Genomic DNA, 15,273 nt, shown 5'->3' with positions numbered 1-15,273 from the left:
GCGCAAACGCCTACCTGACCGGCGTCTCGGGCGTGAAGTGTCGTCCGGCTCGCCTACAGTTCCGGCATGAGCGTTTCGGAGCCGCCCGCGATCATCGGCAGCCTCTCCCCCTCCCGAGCCGGCGACTTCATGACCTGCCCGCTGCTCTACCGCTTCCGGGTGATCGACCGGCTTCCCGAGCGGCCCTCCCCCGCCGCCGTGCGGGGCACGCTCGTCCACGCCGTGCTGGAGCGGCTGTACGACCTGCCGGCCGCCGAGCGCACCGTCGCCGCGGCCCAGGCACTGCTCGACCCGCAGTGGGCCCGCCTGCTGGAGCAGTCGCCCGAGTACGCCACGCTGTTCGAGGACGACACCGAGCACGACCGCTGGATCGGCCAGGCCCGCCAGATGCTCGAGCGCTACTTCGCGCTGGAGGATCCGCAGCGCCTGGAGCCCGCGCAACGCGAGTTGTACGTCGAGGCCGTGCTCGACAGCGGCCTGATGCTGCGCGGCTACATCGACCGCGTCGACGTGGCGCCCACCGGCGACGTGCGGGTGGTCGACTACAAGACCGGCAGCGCCCCCGGCCGCGACTTCGAGGCCAAGGCGCTGTTCCAGATGAAGTTCTACGCGCTGGTGCTGTGGCGGCTGCGCGGCACCGTGCCACGGCTGCTGCAGTTGATGTACCTCGGCAACGGCGAGATCGTCCGCTACGCCCCCGACGAGGGCGACCTGCGGGCCACCGAGCGCAAGGTGCAGGCGCTGTGGGAGGCCATCGAACGGTCGCTCACCACCAGGGAGTGGCGGGCGCGGCGCAGCAGGCTCTGCGACTGGTGCGACTACCAGGAGCTGTGCCCGGAGTTCGGCGGCACTCCCCCGCCGGTGCCCGACCGCCGTCCCGGCGACACGGTGCGGGGCGCGCGGCGGGCGGCCACCGACGAGCTGTGAGATTCACCGGCCGCCGGCGTGCCCGCTCTCGGCGGCCGCCCCCGGCGCTCCGCTCCTCTCACAGGAGCGGGACGCCGCGGGTGGCAGGGCCTGGCCGAGCCGGACGCGATCGGGGCACCAGGCGGCGATCAGCCTCTCGGCCCGCCGCCGGCGGCGCTCGGCGCACACCAGCTCGGCCACGGTCTCGCGCACGCGCCGCACGGTGTCGAGGTTGGCGCACCGCTGCGCCTCGTGGATGTCGGTGCGGCCGGGGGAAGGATAGATCATCGGACCGCCTCCGTGCCCCGGGCCACTGGACGCGGCGCGCCCGTGCCCTCACGATGAAGCTGTGGCATGCTCGTCGTCGCCTCCGTCGTGCACCCGTCTGCCGCTCGTCCCTCCCAGACTGCCACCTGTCGGCTACGCAGCGTACCCATGGACATCCATTGCGTATTCGACAGTTTCTGTGTAAAGAAATGTGGAAGACGTCACGGAGATCAGTGATTACGACGAACCGGAGGCAGGATGCCCGCCCCCCGAGAGCTCGACCCGGCCGCCTCCGCACAGGCACTGTTCGGCTATGAGCTGCGGCGGCACCGCATGGCGGCCGGCTGGACGATGGAGCAGCTGGCGCAGAAGATCTGCTTCTCGGTGGCGCTGGTGGGCATGGTGGAGAACGCCCGGCGCACTCCGTCCCGCGACTTCGCCGAGCGCTGTGACAAGGCCCTGCAAGTCGACGGTGCGCTGCTGAGGCTGTGGCCGTTCATCAACCGCGCCTCCACCCCGTCGTGGTTCCGTCCCTGGCTGGAGGTCGAGCGCGAGGCGGCCACGCTGCGCACGTGGGAGCCGCTGGTGGTGCCCGGGCTGCTGCAGACCGAGGAGTACGCGCGGGCGATCCTGCTCGGCGAGCCGCGGGCGACCTGCGAGGACGTCGAAGAGCAGGTGGCGGCGCGCATGGAGCGCCAGCGCATCTTCGAGCGGCCCGAGCCGCCCATGCTGTGGGCGGTGCTCGACGAAGCGGTGCTGCACCGGCCGATCGGCAGTGCCGAGATCATGGCGGCCCAGCTGCACCGCCTGCTGGAGGCCGGCACGCTGCCGTATGTCACGATCCAGATCGTCCCGCTCAGCGCATATTGCACCACCGGACTGGAAGGCGGGTTCATCATCGCCCAGACCCGCGGCCTGCCCGACACCGTCTATCTGGAGTCGGCGGGGCAGGGCCAGGTCGTCGAGCGCGCGGCGGAGGTCGAAGAGCTCACCGTCCGGTATGAAGTGATCCGTGCTGAGGCGCTTCCGCGGCGCGCTTCGCTCGACTTGATCAGGGAGACGATTCAGCGATGGACCACCTGAAGGATGATTTACGCGAGGCGACGTGGTACCGCTCCCCCTACTCCGGCAGCAGCGGCGGCAACTGCGTCGAGGTGGCCCGCCTGCCCGGCGGCAGGGTGGGCGTGCGCGACAGCAAGCGGCCGGCCGGGCCGGCGCTGGTGTTCGCGGCCCGCGAGTGGAACATGTTCAGCCGCGGCGTGAAGGCCGGGCACTTCCCCGGTTGAGCCGGGCGGGTCACAGGCGCCCGTCCGGCGATGACAGGCCGCCCTCCTCCACGTGCTTGGCCAGCAGGCGCAGGGCGTCGGAGGAGGAGGTGCCGGGCGTGGCCGTGTAGATGAAGAGCTTCTGGTCGGGTTCTCCGGGCAGCGACATGGTGTGGAAGGCGACGGACAGCCGTCCGACGTCCGGGTGGTTGTAGCACTTCACGCCCATGATCTGCTCGTGGACGTCGTACTTCGCCCACAGCCGGCGGAAGTCGGCGCTCTGGTCCATCAGGTCGCGGATCAGTTCGTTGAGCCGCGAATCGTCCGGATGGCGGCCGGCCTGGAACTTGAGCATCGCCGTGAGGTAGCCGGCACACTCGTCCCAGTCGCAGGACAGCTCCCGGGCCCGCGGGTCGAAGAAGGTGAAGCGCACCAGGTTCCGCTCGCGGGAGGGCACCGCGTAGACGTCGAAGACCAGGGCGCGGAACAACCGGTTGGCGGCGAGGATGTCCCCGTTCCTGGCCATGACGAACGCCGGCATCCCGCCGGCGTCCAGGCTCTCGATCAGCTGCCAGGTCTCGGCGGCGATCCGCGGCGGCCCGTGGCCGCTGTGGCCGTGCACGGGCGCGACCAGGTTGAACAGGTGGTCGCGCTCGGTGTCGTCCAGGCGCAGGGCCCGGGCGATGGCCTCGAGCACCGCCGGCGAGGCGTTGCGGCTGCGGCCCTGCTCCAGGCGCGTGTAGTAGTCGACGCTGACCCCCGCCATGCGCGCCAGTTCCTCCCGGCGCAGCCCCGGCACACGTCTGCGGCGCATCCCGGGATCGGTGCCGGTGTCCTGCGGGCGGAGGCGGGCGCGGCGCGAGCGGAGGAACTCCCCCAGTTCCACAGCACGGTCCATATGTCCAGTATGGAGGTTAATGTCAAGCTTCTTCCGTTTCATCGGCATCCTGGTACTGCTGGTCCCAGTCTGAGGAGTGCCAGGTCAGCGGCCCTTTTCCCGGTTCGGAGATGGTTGTCTGGAAGAGAACCACGAGCAGCGGGGACCGATGCCGAAGGTCGCCGGTGGCCAGAGAGGGGACAGTCATGACCGATCCGGTTCTGCGGGCCACGCTCGAGCAGGCCGAGCAGGCCGGCAGGCACGCCGACAACGCCAGGAGACTGGCCGAGCTGGCCGTCCGCCAGGCCGCGGCCGTCCTGGACGAGCAGCGCAGGTTCGCCGCCGACGTCGCGCACGAGCTGCGGACCTCGGTGGCCGCCTTGCGCGCCGAATTGGAGGAGGCCGGCATGCACCCCGAGCAGACCGACCTCGAGTGCCTGCTGGAGCGGACGCTCGGCGGCGTCGGCCGGCTGCAGAAGGCGATCGACGATCTGCTGCTGACCGCCGGAACCGCCGCGGGCCGGGCCGAGCCCGAGCGGGTCGACCTCGCGGAACTGGTCGCGGCGGAGACCGGCGAGCGCCCCGGTGACCTGGAGCTCGCGCCGCTGCCGGACGGCCCGGTCGTCGTCGAGGCCGTCCGCGCCGAGCTGGGCAGAGCGCTCGCCATCCTGGCGTCCGAGGCCCGCCGCCGCGGCGGGGGCAGCATCCGGGTCCGCCTCGACGGCGACACCGCCGAACTGTCGGTCAGCGCCCTCGGCACGGAATCGGAGACCGGGCGGATGAAGCGGTTCACCCGGCTCGACACCTTCACCGGGGACTGCGGGCTGAAGCTCACGATCGCCCGCGGCATCGCGCACGCCCACAACGGGACGCTCTGGTTCGCCGCGGGCTCGCGAGGCGTCCAGAGCGTCGTGCTGCGCCTGCCGGCGGCGGGGGCGGCCGGCGAACCGTCCGACGAGCTGGCACACACCGCCTGACACTCCCGCCCGCTCCGGAAAGCGCCTTCCATCCCCACCGGCCCGCTCTCCCGCCGGCCCCATCCTCATCCTCCCGGCGGCCCCTCCCCCGCCCTGCCCGGACCCGCCCGCCTCGCCGGCGACGACACCTCACCCCGGCCGGCTCCCCGTACGCCGTGGACGCCTCCTTCCGCGGGATGAGGCGGATATCCGTCCGCAGCAGGGTGGCGGGCAGCGCAGACGTCCTAAATTGAGAGGGTGCGCACGTCCCCCGGCGGCCCTCGGGCCTGGCTGAGAGCCCATCCCCTGATCGGCGACTCGGCCCTCGCTCTGGTGCTGGCCGGGCTGTCGATCTGGACGGCCGTGCTGGCCGGTACGGGCGATCCCTCCGCCGGGTACGGGCCGTTCCGCACGCCCGACGCCCTCAGCGCCGGCCTCATCACGCTGGCCTGCCTGCCGGTGGCGGCGCGCAGGCTCCGGCCCCTCACGATGATCTGCCTGGCCGAGATCCCCCAGATCGCCCTGGCGGCCCTCGCCTACGACGGGGGGCTGTCCAGGCTGGCCTCGCTCGTCCTGGTCTACACCGTCGCCACCCACCGCGGGCTGGCGCTCAGCCTTGTGGCCGCCGCGGCGAGCACGTTCTCCCACCTGGCCGAGGTGGTGGCCGGCGGCGGCCGGGAGGGCTGGCTGCAGCAGACCTTCGCCGTGGTCGTGACCCTGACCGTGTGGGTGGTGGGCCGCTCGGTCCGGCTGCGCAGGGTCTACCTCGCCGAGCTGGTCGACCGCGCCGAGCGGCTGGAACGGGCGCGGGACGCCGACACCCGCGCCGCCCGCGCCGAGGAGCGCTCGCGCATCGCCCGTGAGCTGCACGACGTGGTGGCCCACCACGTGAGCGTGATGACCGTCCAGGCGGCCGCCGCCCGCAAGGTGCTCGACACCCGGCCCGAGGCCGCCAAGGACGCCCTGCTGGCCATCGAGGAGATGGGCCGCACCGCCATGCGCGAGATGCGGGGCATCGTCGGCGTGCTGCGCACCGACGCCGAGGCCGGTGAGGTCGCCGAGCTCGCGCCCCAGCCCGGCATGGGAGACCTCCCCGGCCTGGTCGACCAGATGCGCGAGGCCGGGTTGCGCGCCCAGCTGTGGGTGGAGGGTGAGCGGCGCGAGCTCCCGCCGGGCATCGACCTTGCGGCCTACCGCCTGGTCCAGGAGGCCCTGACCAACAGCCTGCGCCACGCGGGGCCCGCCGCGCGGGCGTGGGTGACCGTCCGCCACGACCCCGGCGAGCTGACGGTACAGGTCGAGGACAACGGCATCGGCGCGAACGGCCGCCTCGCGCGCGGTTCGGACGACCGCCCCGGTCACGGCCTGGTGGGCATACGCGAGCGTGTGGCGCTTTATGGTGGAATCCTGCGAATCGGCCCGCGGCAGGGGGGCGGATTCGAGGTCCGAGCCCGATTCCCCCTTGAGGACTCTCACAGATGACTATCAGGGTGCTGCTGGTCGACGACCAGCCGCTGCTGCGTACCGGCTTCCGGCTGATCCTGGAGGCCGAGCCGGACCTCACGGTGGTCGGCGAGGCGGGCAACGGGTCCACCGCCATGGACCAGTCACGGGCCCTGCTGCCCGATGTCGTCCTGATGGACATCCGCATGCCCGGCGTCGACGGCATCGACGCCACCCGGCGCATCGTGCGCGACGCCGCCCCGGGCGCGCACGTGCCGCGCGTCCTGGTCCTGACCACCTTCGATCTGGACGAGTACATCGTGGAGGCGCTGCGCGCCGGCGCGAGCGGCTTCCTGCTGAAGGACGTGCCGCCCGACGAGCTCGTGCAGGCGATCCGCGTCGTGGCGGCGGGAGACGCCATCGTCGCGCCGAGCGTGACCCGCCGGCTGCTGGACAAGTTCGCCGCCCGGCTGCCCTCGGCGCACCAGCAGGCCACTCCGGCCCGCGTCCACCGGCTGACCGAGCGCGAGCTCGAGGTGCTGCGGCTGATCGCCCGGGGCATGTCGAACGCCGAGATCGCCGCCGAGCTGGTGGTCAGCGAGACGACGGTCAAGACCCACGTGGGCAACGTGCTGACCAAGCTGGGGCTGCGTGACCGGGTGCAGGCCGTGGTGCTCGCCTACGAGACCGGCCTGATCACCCCTGGCGCCATTCCCTGACCGGCCGAGGTGACCGCACGGCCCCGGCATCGCCCTTCCCCGGCCTGCGTCACGGTGACGTCAGCGCCTCGAACGACACCTCGACCGAGATCGGGTCATCGAGGGACAGCCGCTTGGTGTGCCCGCACACCAGGTCGTACCTCTCATCGATGAGCCGATGCTCCTCGATGAGCACCACCTCGTCGCCCGCCTGGTCCAGGAAGACGATGAGATAGACCGGAATCCCGGCCGCGGCGTAGGCGGCCTTCTTGTCGACGGTGTCGGTACGGAACGAACTCTCCGGTGAGACGATCTCCACCACGATCACGGCGTCGCCGGCGTACAGGCGCCGGTCGCCGGGCAGGGGACGGAACACCGTGACATCGGGCCGCCGGAGATTGAGCGGAACGTCGCTGATCCGGACGTCGATGTCGGTCTCCACCAGCAGGCACGGCTCCGGCTTCCGTGCCTGCTCCAGGGTCGCGGCCAGCCGCCTGCCCACCCGGTTGTGCACACGCGAAGGACTCTCGCACTTGACGATGTGACCGTCGATCACCTCGATCGTGCGGCAGAAGTCCTCGGGCAACGCCGTGTAGTCCTCCGCCGTGATCTGATCCGGAATCCAGCGACACCAGTCACCGGGCACGCGACTCGTCATGGCCCCACCCTAGCGATCATCCTTCGCTCCCCCATGCTCAGATCCACTCACCGTCACGACATGGACACCCTGAGGAGTGGTCAACGGCGCGTGGCGGAACGGTCAGCGGGGGGAGATCGAGCAGGTGCTACTCCGTGGCGGCGCCGGGCGCGGCGGGGACGGCGGCTTCGGGGGCCGCGTCCGCCGGAGCAGGGGCGTTCTCCGGGAAGTGGCAGGCGACCTGGTGGCCGGGCGCCAGGGCGACGAGCGGCGGCTCCACGGTCTTGCAGACCTCCTGCGCCTTCCAGCAGCGGGTGTGGAACCGGCAGGCCGGCGGCGGGTTGAGCGGGCTCGGCACGTCGCCCTGCAGGCGGATGCGGTCGCGCCCGCCGCGCGCCTTGACGTCCGGGATGGGCACCGCCGACAGCAGCGCCGTGGTGTAGGGGTGCATGGGCCTCTCGTACAGGCCCTTGCGGTCGGCGATCTCCACGATCTTGCCGAGGTACATGACCGCGACCCGGTCGCTGATGTGCCGGACCACCGACAGGTCGTGAGCGATCACGACGTAGGTCAGATCCAGCTCGTTCTGCAGGTCTTCCAGCAGGTTGACGACCTGGGCCTGGATGGAGACGTCCAGCGCGGAGACCGGCTCGTCGGCGATGATCAGCTTGGGCTTGAGCGCGAGGGTGCGGGCGATGCCGATGCGCTGCCGCTGGCCGCCGGAGAACTCGTGCGGGTAGCGGTTGTAGTGCTCGGGGTTGAGCCCGACCAGCTCCAGGATCTCCTGGACGGCCTTCTTGGTGCCCTGCTCGGTCTTCACCCCCTGGATCCGGAACGGCGCGCCGACGATCGCACCGACGGTGTGCCGCGGGTTGAGCGAGCTGTAGGGGTCCTGGAAGATCATCTGCATGTCCCTGCGGAGCGGCCGCAGCGCGCCCTGGGACATGTGCGTGATGTCGTGGCCCTCGAAGCGCACCGTGCCGCCGGTGGGCTCCAGCAGCCGGGTGATCAGCCGTCCGGTCGTGGTCTTGCCGCAACCGGACTCGCCCACCAGGCCGAGCGTCTCGCCCTTGCGGACGTCGAAGGTCAGCCCGTCCACGGCCTTCACCGCGCCGACCTGCCGCTTGATCAGGCCCTTGGTGATCGGGAAGTGCTTCTCCAGCCCCTCGACCGACAGCAGGGGCTCGGGCGTCTCGCTCACACCGACTCCAGGTTGGGCTTGATCTCGTTCTCCCAGATGGCGCGCCGCTCCTCGCCCGCCATGTGACAGCGCACCAGGTGGCCGCCCTCGGTCTCCAGGAGCTCGGGCACGGCGGTCTTCGCCTTACCGCCGGTGCGGCCCTCGAAGGCGCAGCGCGGGTGGAAGGCGCAACCGGACGGCACGTTGATCAGGGACGGCGGGGTGCCCTTGATCGGCATGAGCCGCTCGGTCGGCTCGCGGTCGAGCCGCGGCATCGAGCCGAGCAGGCCCCACGTGTAGGGGTGCTCGGGACGTTCGAAGATGTCCTCGGCGGTGCCGTACTCGATGCACTTGCCGCCGTACATGACCAGGATGTCATCGGAGAGCTCGGCGACCACGCCGAGGTCGTGCGTGATGATGATCAGCGCGGAGTTGAACTCCTGCTGCAGGTCGCGCATCAGGTCGAGGATCTGCGCCTGCACGGTGACGTCCAGCGCGGTGGTCGGCTCGTCGGCGATCAGCAGCTCGGGGTCGCACGACAGCGCCATGGCGATCATGGCGCGCTGGCGCATGCCGCCGGAGAACTCGTGCGGGTAGGAGTCCACCCGCCGGTCCGGCTGCGGGATGCCGACCCGGCCGAGCATGTCGATGGCGTGCTTGCGGGCGACCGCCTTGCTCACCGGGTTGTGGATGCGGTACGCCTCGATGATCTGCGCCCCGACGGTGTAGTACGGGTGCATGGCCGACAGCGGATCCTGGAAGATCATCGCCATCTTCTTGCCGCGCAGCGCCCGCACGTGCTCGGGGCCGGCCGAGACCAGCTCGTCGCCGTCCAGCCGGATCTCGCCGGAGATGCGGGCCCGGCCGCCCTTGTGCAGGCCGAGAATGCCGAGGCTCGTCACGCTCTTGCCCGAACCCGACTCGCCCACGATGCCGAGGGTCTTGCCGCGCTCCAGGGAGAACGACAGCCCGTCGACCGACTTGACCAGGCCGTCGTCGGTCGGGAAGTGGATGCGCAGGTCCTCAAGCTCAAGGAAGCTCATGCCAGCCTCACTCTCGGGTCGACCACCGCGTAGAGCAGGTCCACGAGGAGGTTGGCCAGGACGACGAAGAACGCGGCGACCAGCACCACGCCCATGACCTTCGGGAGGTCCTGGTTGACGATCGCGTCGATGGCGTACTTGCCGATGCCGGGCAGCGAGAAGGTGCTCTCGGTGAGCACCGCGCCGCCCATGAGCAGACCGAGGTCGAGGCCGAAGATGGTCAGGATCGGGGTGAGGGCGCCGCGCAGCCCGTGCTTGACCACGACCACGCGCTCGGTCAGTCCTTTCGCCCGGGCGGTGCGGATGTAGTCCTCGTTCATCGTCTCGAGCATGCCCGACCGGGTGAGCCGCGCGTATCCGGCGGCGTACAGGAACGCCAGGGTGATCCACGGCAGGATCAGGCCGTAGGCCCACAGGGCGGGGTTGGTCAGGAAGGGGGTGTAGCTGCCGCCGGGCGCCGTGATCGCGAACGGCCGGCCGTAGCTGAACAGGACCAGCGAGACGATGCCGGTGAAGAAGATGGGCAGGGAGACCCCCGCCAGGGCCACGCTCATCGCCGCCCGGTCGAACAGGCTGCCGCGCCGTAGCGCGGAGATCACGCCGGTGGCCACGCCGGCGATCAGCCAGATGATCGCCGCACCGATGGCCAGCGACCCGGTGACCGGCACCCGGTCCAGCAGGTCGGGCCACACCGGCAGGCGGGACAGGAAGGAGTAGCCCAGGCACGGAGCCGGGCAGTGCTCGACGGTGGGACCGTAGCTGTAGTCGGCACCTGCGACGATGCCCTTGGCGAACCGCCCGTACTGCACGACCAGCGGGTCGTTGAAGCCGAGCCGCTCCGCCGCCAGCTTCACCTGCTCGGCGGTCGCCGTGCGGCCGACGTACCGCGCGGCGAGGCTTTCCGAGGTGGCGCCGGCCAGGCGCGGCACCAGGAAGAAGATGGCAAAAGTGATCATGCTCACGATGGCGAGCATGACGACACCCCAGATCAGGCGCCTGATGATGTATGTGACCACAGTCCCCCCGGCTCCGGGGGCCGGCCGGTGGGCCGGCCCCCTGCCGCGTTCACGTGTCTATCGGAACTTACGGATGGTTCGGGCCGGCTACTGCAGGCCCATGTTGAGGTAGTCGTACATGCCGAACGCGTCGCTGTAGTAGACGTTCGTCAAGCCCTTGCCGCGGATGAGCAGGCTCTTGGCCCAGATGCCGGGGAGGATGAACGCGTCCTCCATGACCTTGCGGTCGATCTGCGCCCACATCGGCTCGCGCTTGGCGACGTCGGTCTCCAGGGAGGCCTGGTCGAGCAGCTTGTCGACCTCGGGGTCGCGGACGCTGACGTTGGAGGAGCCACCGGTCTCGCGGATCACGCGGCTGTCGACGATCTGCTGCAGGAAGCCGTAACCGTCGGGCCAGTCGGCACCCCAGCCGTTGACGGCCAGGCCGATCTTGTTGTCCTTGGCGTAGCCCGGCTTGCCGGCGTACAGGGCGAAGTAGTCGGCCTGCGGGAACGGCTTCAGCGTGAGCTTGATGCCGGCCTTGGCCAGGGACTGCTGCAGCGCCTCGGCCGCGGCCTTCTCCTTCGGCCGCTCGGCGCGGTAGGAGATGTTGGTCTCGAAGCCGTTCGGCTGGCCGCAGGCGGTCAGGTGCTCCTTGGCCTTGGCGATGTCACCGTGGTTGTCCGGGCCCGGCGGGTAGAGGTTGAAGTCCTCGTGCCCGGGGATGCCCGGGGGCAGCAGGCTGGTCGCGATCTGACCGCCGGAGAACTCGCCTCCGTAGGCGGTCTGGTAGGCGACCTTGTCCGCGGCGTACTGGACGGCCTTGCGGCATTCGATGTTGTCCAGCGGCTTCACGTTGCCGTTGACCGACGTGTACCAGAGGCGGGTGATCGTCGGGTTGTCCGTGCCGGCCTTGAGGTTGGGGTCGGTCAGCACGCGCCCGAGGGTGGCCGGCTGAGCGCCGGTGCCCGCGATGTCGAGGTGCAGGTCACCGGACAGGAGCCGGTTGTCGATGTCGTCGGCGTTGACGTTCGTGGTGACCTCGTAACCGTCGGGCAGCGCCTTGCGGTTGGGGTCGGTGGCCGGGTCCCAGTTCTCGTTGCGGACCAGGGTGAAGCCCTTGCCGATCTCGTTCTTGTCGAACTTGTACGGCCCGGAGGAGATCACGTGCTCCTTGTACTTGGCGCCGGTGTCCTTGTCCTTGGGGACCGGGATCGTCGCCGGGAGCTGCGCGAAGTAGTCGAAGCCGCTGTAGGGCTGCTTGAGGTGGAAGACGATCGTCTGGTCGTCGGGGGTCTCGATCGCCGAGTCGGTGTTGGCGTCCTTGGACTTGTAGGCGCCCTTGTAGCCCTTCGGCCAGTCGAGGGTGTCGTTGAAGTAGGTGTACCCGTCGGGGAACACCTCCTTGTCGAACGACCGCTCGACGCCGTACTTGACGTCCTTGGACGTGATCGGCGTGCCGTCCTCGAACTTCACGCCCTGCTTGAGCTTGTAGGTCCAGGTCTTGGCGTTGTCGCTCGGGACGCCCAGGCTCTCGGCGAGGTCGGGGATCAGCTGGGCGCTCTCCTTGCCGGGGGCCGGCTTGAACATCACCAGCGAGCGGCCGTAGAGCCGGATGAAGTCCCAGGAGTAGCCGTAGTAGGTGTCGCCCGGGTCGAGGGAGTCCCAGTCGCCCGCGTTGGCGAGCTTGATGATGCCGCCCTTCTTGTCAGAAGGGTTGAACACCTGCGTGAGAGCGGCGTTGAACTCCGCCTTCGCGGCGTCACCGCCACCGGCCGACGCGGCGCCGGACTGGCCCGGCGTCGCCGCGCCGCCGCCACCACAGGCGGACAGCCCCAGGGCGAGAACCGCGCCCAGAGCGGTCACCCCCAGTGTGGTTCTTCTCTTCATCTACAAAACCCCTTGTGTCGACAGCCAGGGAACTTACGGGGAACAAATGGAGCTCAGCGAGCCCTCGGGTCGAGGGCGTCCCGGAGACCGTCACCGAACAGGTTGAAGGCGAGCACGGTGATGAAGATCGCCATACCAGGGAAGAACATGAAGTGCGGGATCGTGTAGAACCGCACGGCGTCGGAGAGCATGCCGCCCCAGGTGGCGGTGGGCGGGCGCACGCCCACCCCGAGGAACGACAGCGCCGCCTCGAACAGGATGTTGGTCGGGATCAGCAGCGTCGCGTAGATGAGGATCGGCGCCACCAGGTTGGGCAGCATCTCGCGGAAGATGATGTACGGGCCGCGTGCGCCCAGGCTGCGGGCCGCGTCGATGAACTCGCGCTCGCGCAGCGACAGTGTCTGGCCGCGCATGATGCGCCCGATGTAGGGCCAGTTGAAGAAGCCGATGATGAAGATCAGCAGTGAGACGCGCAGCGCGTCGCCGGAGAGCCCGAACGCCGAGTCGGGCACGACGCCGGCGAGCGCGATGGCGAAGACCAGCAGCGGGAAGGCGAGGAAGACGTCCATCGCCTTGCTGATCACCGAGTCGACCCAGCCGCCGAAGTAGCCGGCCATGACGCCGAGCAGGGTGCCGATGGCCACCGACAGCAGGGTGGCCAGGAAGGCGATGAGCAGCGAGATGCGGGCTCCGTAGACCACGCGGCTGAAGATGTCGCGGCCGTTGACCGGTTCGACGCCGAACAGGTGGTCCGCGCTGATGCCGGTGCCGTCCTTGGGCGCGAGGGTCTCGGAACTGATGAGGTCCTGGTTGAAGTCGTTCGGCGGGTGCCCGAACCAACTGACGATCAGCGGGGCGAAGATCGCGACGAGGATCAGGAAGATCACGACGCCGGCCCCGGTCAGCGCCACCTTGTCCCGCTTGAGGCGCGTCCACGCGATCTGGCCGAGCGAGCGGCCCTCGATCGCCTTGCCCTGCGCCCCGTCCAGCACGGCCTCCGGCGCGGCCTGGAGCTCCTGGCCGGAGACATCGAGCGGTGCGGTCATAGTTGTTCGGCCCCCTGGATCCCAGACGACTGTGTGGCTGCCGATGTACCGCCCGGCGCCGGGTGGCCACAGGCGTCGCCCATCTTTCGGGCAGGCCGCAGGTGTGCGGCCCCCGGACGCAGAATCTACGTGCTGAGCTGCACTGACCAGTACCTGAGCGCGCTATGTGGCTCAACTGTGATTCATGCGAAATTCATTCGTGTTGATCTTGAACGGAATGTCCGGGGCTTGTGTGGATTGTGTCCCGGAACCGTGACATCACCCGGAAACCGCGCGGGGACAGGGGATGCGGAGCCGGAGAGCCTCCCGCCGAGGCGGGCGGAGAGCGGAAAATCGTTCCGGATCACGGCCGCCGCGGACACTCGCGGCGTTCCCAGGAAGCATCCTTGAAGATCATGAAGCGCTGGATGCCGTTACGTGAACTTAACATTACGACGTCCGGCGGACGGGCCCATCGTGGCCCGGATCATCGATCAGCTGATGCCGCGGCGTTTGAGGATCTCCTCGATGTCGGACAGGTCGTCGTCGGCGGCGGGAGCTGCGGGCCGGGACTGGACGGGGCGGCGCAGTGGCTGGGTCGGAGCCGTGCCGCCCGCGGCGCCGCCGGCGGGTGGCGTCGGCCCGGTGGCGGTCTCGCCTCCCCGCGTGCGCTTGCCGGCGGTCGTCCCGGCCCGCAGGCGCCGGCCGCGCAGGACGCCGGAGACCAGGAACAGCACGGCCGACAGGCCGGCCACGGCCACTCCGGCCCAGACCATGGGCGACAGGACCAGCCCGGTCAGGAAGCCGGCCACCGCCGTGCCCGCCTGCCACAGGGCGGGCAGTGCGCCGGTGAGGTAGGCGGCGACCGGGATCAGGGACCAGGCGGCGCCGCGCAGGCCGGCGGCCGCGCCGCGCCTGCGCAGGGCCAGGAAGCTCAGCACCAGCCCGGCGGCGGTCAGCCCGGCGCACAGCGGCAGCCAGGCGATCTGGTCGTACGACATCGCGTCGCCCCCCTTGGTCGCTCTTCCCCTTCCATCCTGGCACGTGGGGCGGCGGCGTCATCTCCTCCTTTGGGATGGCCCGTCCCCCGCCCGGAGGATCCCGCCCGGGCACGAGGAGGACGTCCGGCGTTGGGAGGTCGCGTCCGCGCGGTCCAGGGGCCGTGAACGACGAGCGGGGGGGCGAGCAAGCCCTGGTCTCTCCACGAGCAGAGACAGGCATCCACGGGCTTGGGAGGCAGTGGGCCTCAGGAGCCGGTCGTGGGAGCGTGAGGAAGGGCGCTGGAGTGCACCGGCCGGGACGGCGGGCCGGTCAGCGGCCGACAAGGTCGCGGAGGGTGGCCAGGCCGACCTGCTTGAGCGACTCGGCCACCAGGCGGCGGGGGGCCGGCGGGATGGGCAGCACGCTGGGCACGGCGACGACGGCGCAGCCGGCGGCGGTGGCGGAGGCCACGCCCGCGGGAGAGTCCTCGATGGCGGCACAGCGCAGGGGGTCGGCGCCGAGGGCGGTGGCGGCCCTGAGGTAGGGCTGCGGGTGGGGTTTGAACAGGTCCACGTCGTTGGCGGTGACCACGACGTCGAAGCCGCCGCCGATGCCGCCGAGCACGGCGTCGGCCAGCAGGCGGGAGGAGGAGGTGACCAGGCCGGTGGGCAGGCCGGCCGCGCGGACCTCGGCGAGCAGCTCGGCCGCGCCCGGCATCAGGTCGAAGCCTTCGGCGAGCAGGCCGAGGACGGAGTCGATCATCCAGGCGGCGACCTCGTCAGGGTCGCGCTCGGCCCCGCTCTTGGCGAGCATGTACGCCACGGCGGCCGGCATGGATCCGCCGACCAGGTTCTCCTGGTCGGCGGCGGTCCACCCCGCGCCGAGGCGCCGCATGACCGACGCCTCGGCCTGGAACCACAGCTTCTCGGTGTCGACGAGGGTTCCGTCCATGTCGAAGAGGACCGCGTCCACTGTTCTCCCTACCGGTGCCGGCACGTACACCGAAGACCGTACCGGCCGCCCGGAAGGGCTCAGACGTTGAAGTACTTGGCTTCGGGGTGGTGGACGATCAACGCGGAGGTGGACTGCTCGGGATGCAACTGGAACTCC

General features: G+C 70.4%; 16 protein-coding genes. 6 read left to right on the top strand and 10 right to left on the bottom strand.

From position 1 onward, the window contains the following. The first annotated feature begins 66 nt into the window (after nt 1-66). On the top strand, nt 67-927 hold the full coding sequence (locus tag IEY93_RS34155; protein WP_189167313.1) for a RecB family exonuclease: 861 nt from the start codon (nt 67-69) through the stop codon (nt 925-927). Nucleotides 928-930: 3 nt separating this feature from the next. On the opposite strand, the gene IEY93_RS34150 is transcribed toward IEY93_RS34155, so the two are convergent. Continuing rightward, nucleotides 931-1,194, bottom strand: coding sequence for a hypothetical protein (locus IEY93_RS34150; protein ID WP_189167312.1), 264 nt, complete (start codon nt 1,192-1,194; stop codon nt 931-933). A gap of 237 nt (nt 1,195-1,431) precedes the next feature. Between IEY93_RS34150 and IEY93_RS34145 the strand changes: the two genes are divergently transcribed. Together IEY93_RS34145 and IEY93_RS34140 are read left to right on the top strand one after the other, a co-directional pair. After that, nucleotides 1,432-2,256: a helix-turn-helix domain-containing protein gene (locus IEY93_RS34145; protein WP_189167311.1), complete on the top strand. Its 825-nt coding sequence runs from the start codon at nt 1,432-1,434 to the stop codon at nt 2,254-2,256. Beyond that, nucleotides 2,244-2,459 carry a DUF397 domain-containing protein gene (locus IEY93_RS34140; RefSeq protein ID WP_189167310.1) on the top strand — a complete coding sequence of 72 codons (216 nt, stop codon included), beginning with the start codon at nt 2,244-2,246 and terminating at the stop codon, nt 2,457-2,459. The genes IEY93_RS34145 and IEY93_RS34140 overlap by 13 nt, the downstream gene beginning before the upstream one ends. Before the next feature lie 10 nt (nt 2,460-2,469). On the opposite strand, the gene IEY93_RS34135 is transcribed toward IEY93_RS34140, so the two are convergent. Beyond that, on the bottom strand, nt 2,470-3,336 hold the full coding sequence (locus IEY93_RS34135; RefSeq protein WP_189167309.1) for a helix-turn-helix transcriptional regulator: 867 nt from the start codon (nt 3,334-3,336) through the stop codon (nt 2,470-2,472). Nucleotides 3,337-3,521: 185 nt separating this feature from the next. Between IEY93_RS34135 and IEY93_RS34130 the strand changes: the two genes are divergently transcribed. The 3 genes from IEY93_RS34130 to IEY93_RS34120 all read left to right on the top strand — a co-directional run bounded on the left by IEY93_RS34130 (nt 3,522) and on the right by IEY93_RS34120 (nt 6,433). Next, nucleotides 3,522-4,292 carry a sensor histidine kinase gene (locus IEY93_RS34130; protein WP_189167308.1) on the top strand — a complete coding sequence of 257 codons (771 nt, stop codon included), beginning with the start codon at nt 3,522-3,524 and terminating at the stop codon, nt 4,290-4,292. A 237-nt stretch (nt 4,293-4,529) separates the two neighbouring features. Next, nucleotides 4,530-5,753 carry a sensor histidine kinase gene (locus tag IEY93_RS34125; protein WP_189167307.1) on the top strand — a complete coding sequence of 408 codons (1,224 nt, stop codon included), beginning with the start codon at nt 4,530-4,532 and terminating at the stop codon, nt 5,751-5,753. Further along, complete coding sequence (locus IEY93_RS34120) at nt 5,750-6,433, top strand: response regulator (RefSeq protein WP_189167306.1); 684 nt, start codon at nt 5,750-5,752, stop codon at nt 6,431-6,433. Before IEY93_RS34125 ends, IEY93_RS34120 begins: the two co-directional genes overlap by 4 nt. Before the next feature lie 49 nt (nt 6,434-6,482). Here IEY93_RS34120 and IEY93_RS34115 read toward each other — a convergent pair whose 3' ends face one another. The 8 genes from IEY93_RS34115 to IEY93_RS34080 form a co-directional block, all read right to left on the bottom strand. Beyond that, nucleotides 6,483-7,070 (bottom strand): Uma2 family endonuclease, encoded by a 588-nt coding sequence (locus tag IEY93_RS34115; RefSeq protein WP_189167305.1) that lies wholly within the window; start codon nt 7,068-7,070, stop codon nt 6,483-6,485. A gap of 127 nt (nt 7,071-7,197) precedes the next feature. Beyond that, on the bottom strand, nt 7,198-8,250 hold the full coding sequence (locus tag IEY93_RS34110) for an ABC transporter ATP-binding protein (protein WP_189167304.1): 1,053 nt from the start codon (nt 8,248-8,250) through the stop codon (nt 7,198-7,200). Further along, entirely contained in the window at nt 8,247-9,272 is a 1,026-nt protein-coding gene (locus IEY93_RS34105; protein WP_189167303.1) for an ABC transporter ATP-binding protein, read from the bottom strand. Before IEY93_RS34105 ends, IEY93_RS34110 begins: the two co-directional genes overlap by 4 nt. After that, the gene (locus IEY93_RS34100; protein WP_189167302.1) at nt 9,269-10,288 is read right to left on the bottom strand and encodes an ABC transporter permease; all 1,020 of its coding nucleotides are present in this window, start codon (nt 10,286-10,288) and stop codon (nt 9,269-9,271) included. Before IEY93_RS34100 ends, IEY93_RS34105 begins: the two co-directional genes overlap by 4 nt. An 87-nt stretch (nt 10,289-10,375) precedes the next feature. Continuing rightward, nucleotides 10,376-12,157: an ABC transporter substrate-binding protein gene (locus IEY93_RS34095; protein ID WP_189167301.1), complete on the bottom strand. Its 1,782-nt coding sequence runs from the start codon at nt 12,155-12,157 to the stop codon at nt 10,376-10,378. A gap of 53 nt (nt 12,158-12,210) precedes the next feature. Continuing rightward, the gene (locus IEY93_RS34090; RefSeq protein ID WP_189167300.1) at nt 12,211-13,203 is read right to left on the bottom strand and encodes an ABC transporter permease; all 993 of its coding nucleotides are present in this window, start codon (nt 13,201-13,203) and stop codon (nt 12,211-12,213) included. A gap of 473 nt (nt 13,204-13,676) precedes the next feature. Beyond that, nucleotides 13,677-14,183 carry a cellulose synthase gene (locus tag IEY93_RS34085; RefSeq protein ID WP_189167299.1) on the bottom strand — a complete coding sequence of 169 codons (507 nt, stop codon included), beginning with the start codon at nt 14,181-14,183 and terminating at the stop codon, nt 13,677-13,679. A 310-nt stretch (nt 14,184-14,493) separates the two neighbouring features. Then, entirely contained in the window at nt 14,494-15,135 is a 642-nt protein-coding gene (locus IEY93_RS34080) for an HAD family hydrolase (RefSeq protein WP_189167298.1), read from the bottom strand. Nucleotides 15,136-15,273 lie beyond the last annotated feature (138 nt).

It is taken from the genome of Sphaerisporangium melleum (assembly GCF_014646695.1).
GTDB lineage: Bacteria > Actinomycetota > Actinomycetes > Streptosporangiales > Streptosporangiaceae > Sphaerisporangium > Sphaerisporangium melleum.
The sequence above is the reverse complement of the archived record's forward strand: the minus strand, read 5'-3'. Positions and strand labels throughout refer to the sequence as shown.

Coding starts and splice junctions, on each gene's coding strand:
- IEY93_RS34155 (WP_189167313.1), top strand. CDS start 67: ATGAGCGTTTCGGAGCCGCCCGCGATCATCGGCAGCCTCTCCCCCTCC.
- IEY93_RS34150 (WP_189167312.1), bottom strand. CDS start 1,194: ATGATCTATCCTTCCCCCGGCCGCACCGACATCCACGAGGCGCAGCGG.
- IEY93_RS34145 (WP_189167311.1), top strand. CDS start 1,432: ATGCCCGCCCCCCGAGAGCTCGACCCGGCCGCCTCCGCACAGGCACTG.
- IEY93_RS34140 (WP_189167310.1), top strand. CDS start 2,244: ATGGACCACCTGAAGGATGATTTACGCGAGGCGACGTGGTACCGCTCC.
- IEY93_RS34135 (WP_189167309.1), bottom strand. CDS start 3,336: ATGGACCGTGCTGTGGAACTGGGGGAGTTCCTCCGCTCGCGCCGCGCC.
- IEY93_RS34130 (WP_189167308.1), top strand. CDS start 3,522: ATGACCGATCCGGTTCTGCGGGCCACGCTCGAGCAGGCCGAGCAGGCC.
- IEY93_RS34120 (WP_189167306.1), top strand. CDS start 5,750: ATGACTATCAGGGTGCTGCTGGTCGACGACCAGCCGCTGCTGCGTACC.
- IEY93_RS34115 (WP_189167305.1), bottom strand. CDS start 7,070: ATGACGAGTCGCGTGCCCGGTGACTGGTGTCGCTGGATTCCGGATCAG.
- IEY93_RS34105 (WP_189167303.1), bottom strand. CDS start 9,272: ATGAGCTTCCTTGAGCTTGAGGACCTGCGCATCCACTTCCCGACCGAC.
- IEY93_RS34095 (WP_189167301.1), bottom strand. CDS start 12,157: ATGAAGAGAAGAACCACACTGGGGGTGACCGCTCTGGGCGCGGTTCTC.
- IEY93_RS34090 (WP_189167300.1), bottom strand. CDS start 13,203: ATGACCGCACCGCTCGATGTCTCCGGCCAGGAGCTCCAGGCCGCGCCG.
- IEY93_RS34085 (WP_189167299.1), bottom strand. CDS start 14,183: ATGTCGTACGACCAGATCGCCTGGCTGCCGCTGTGCGCCGGGCTGACC.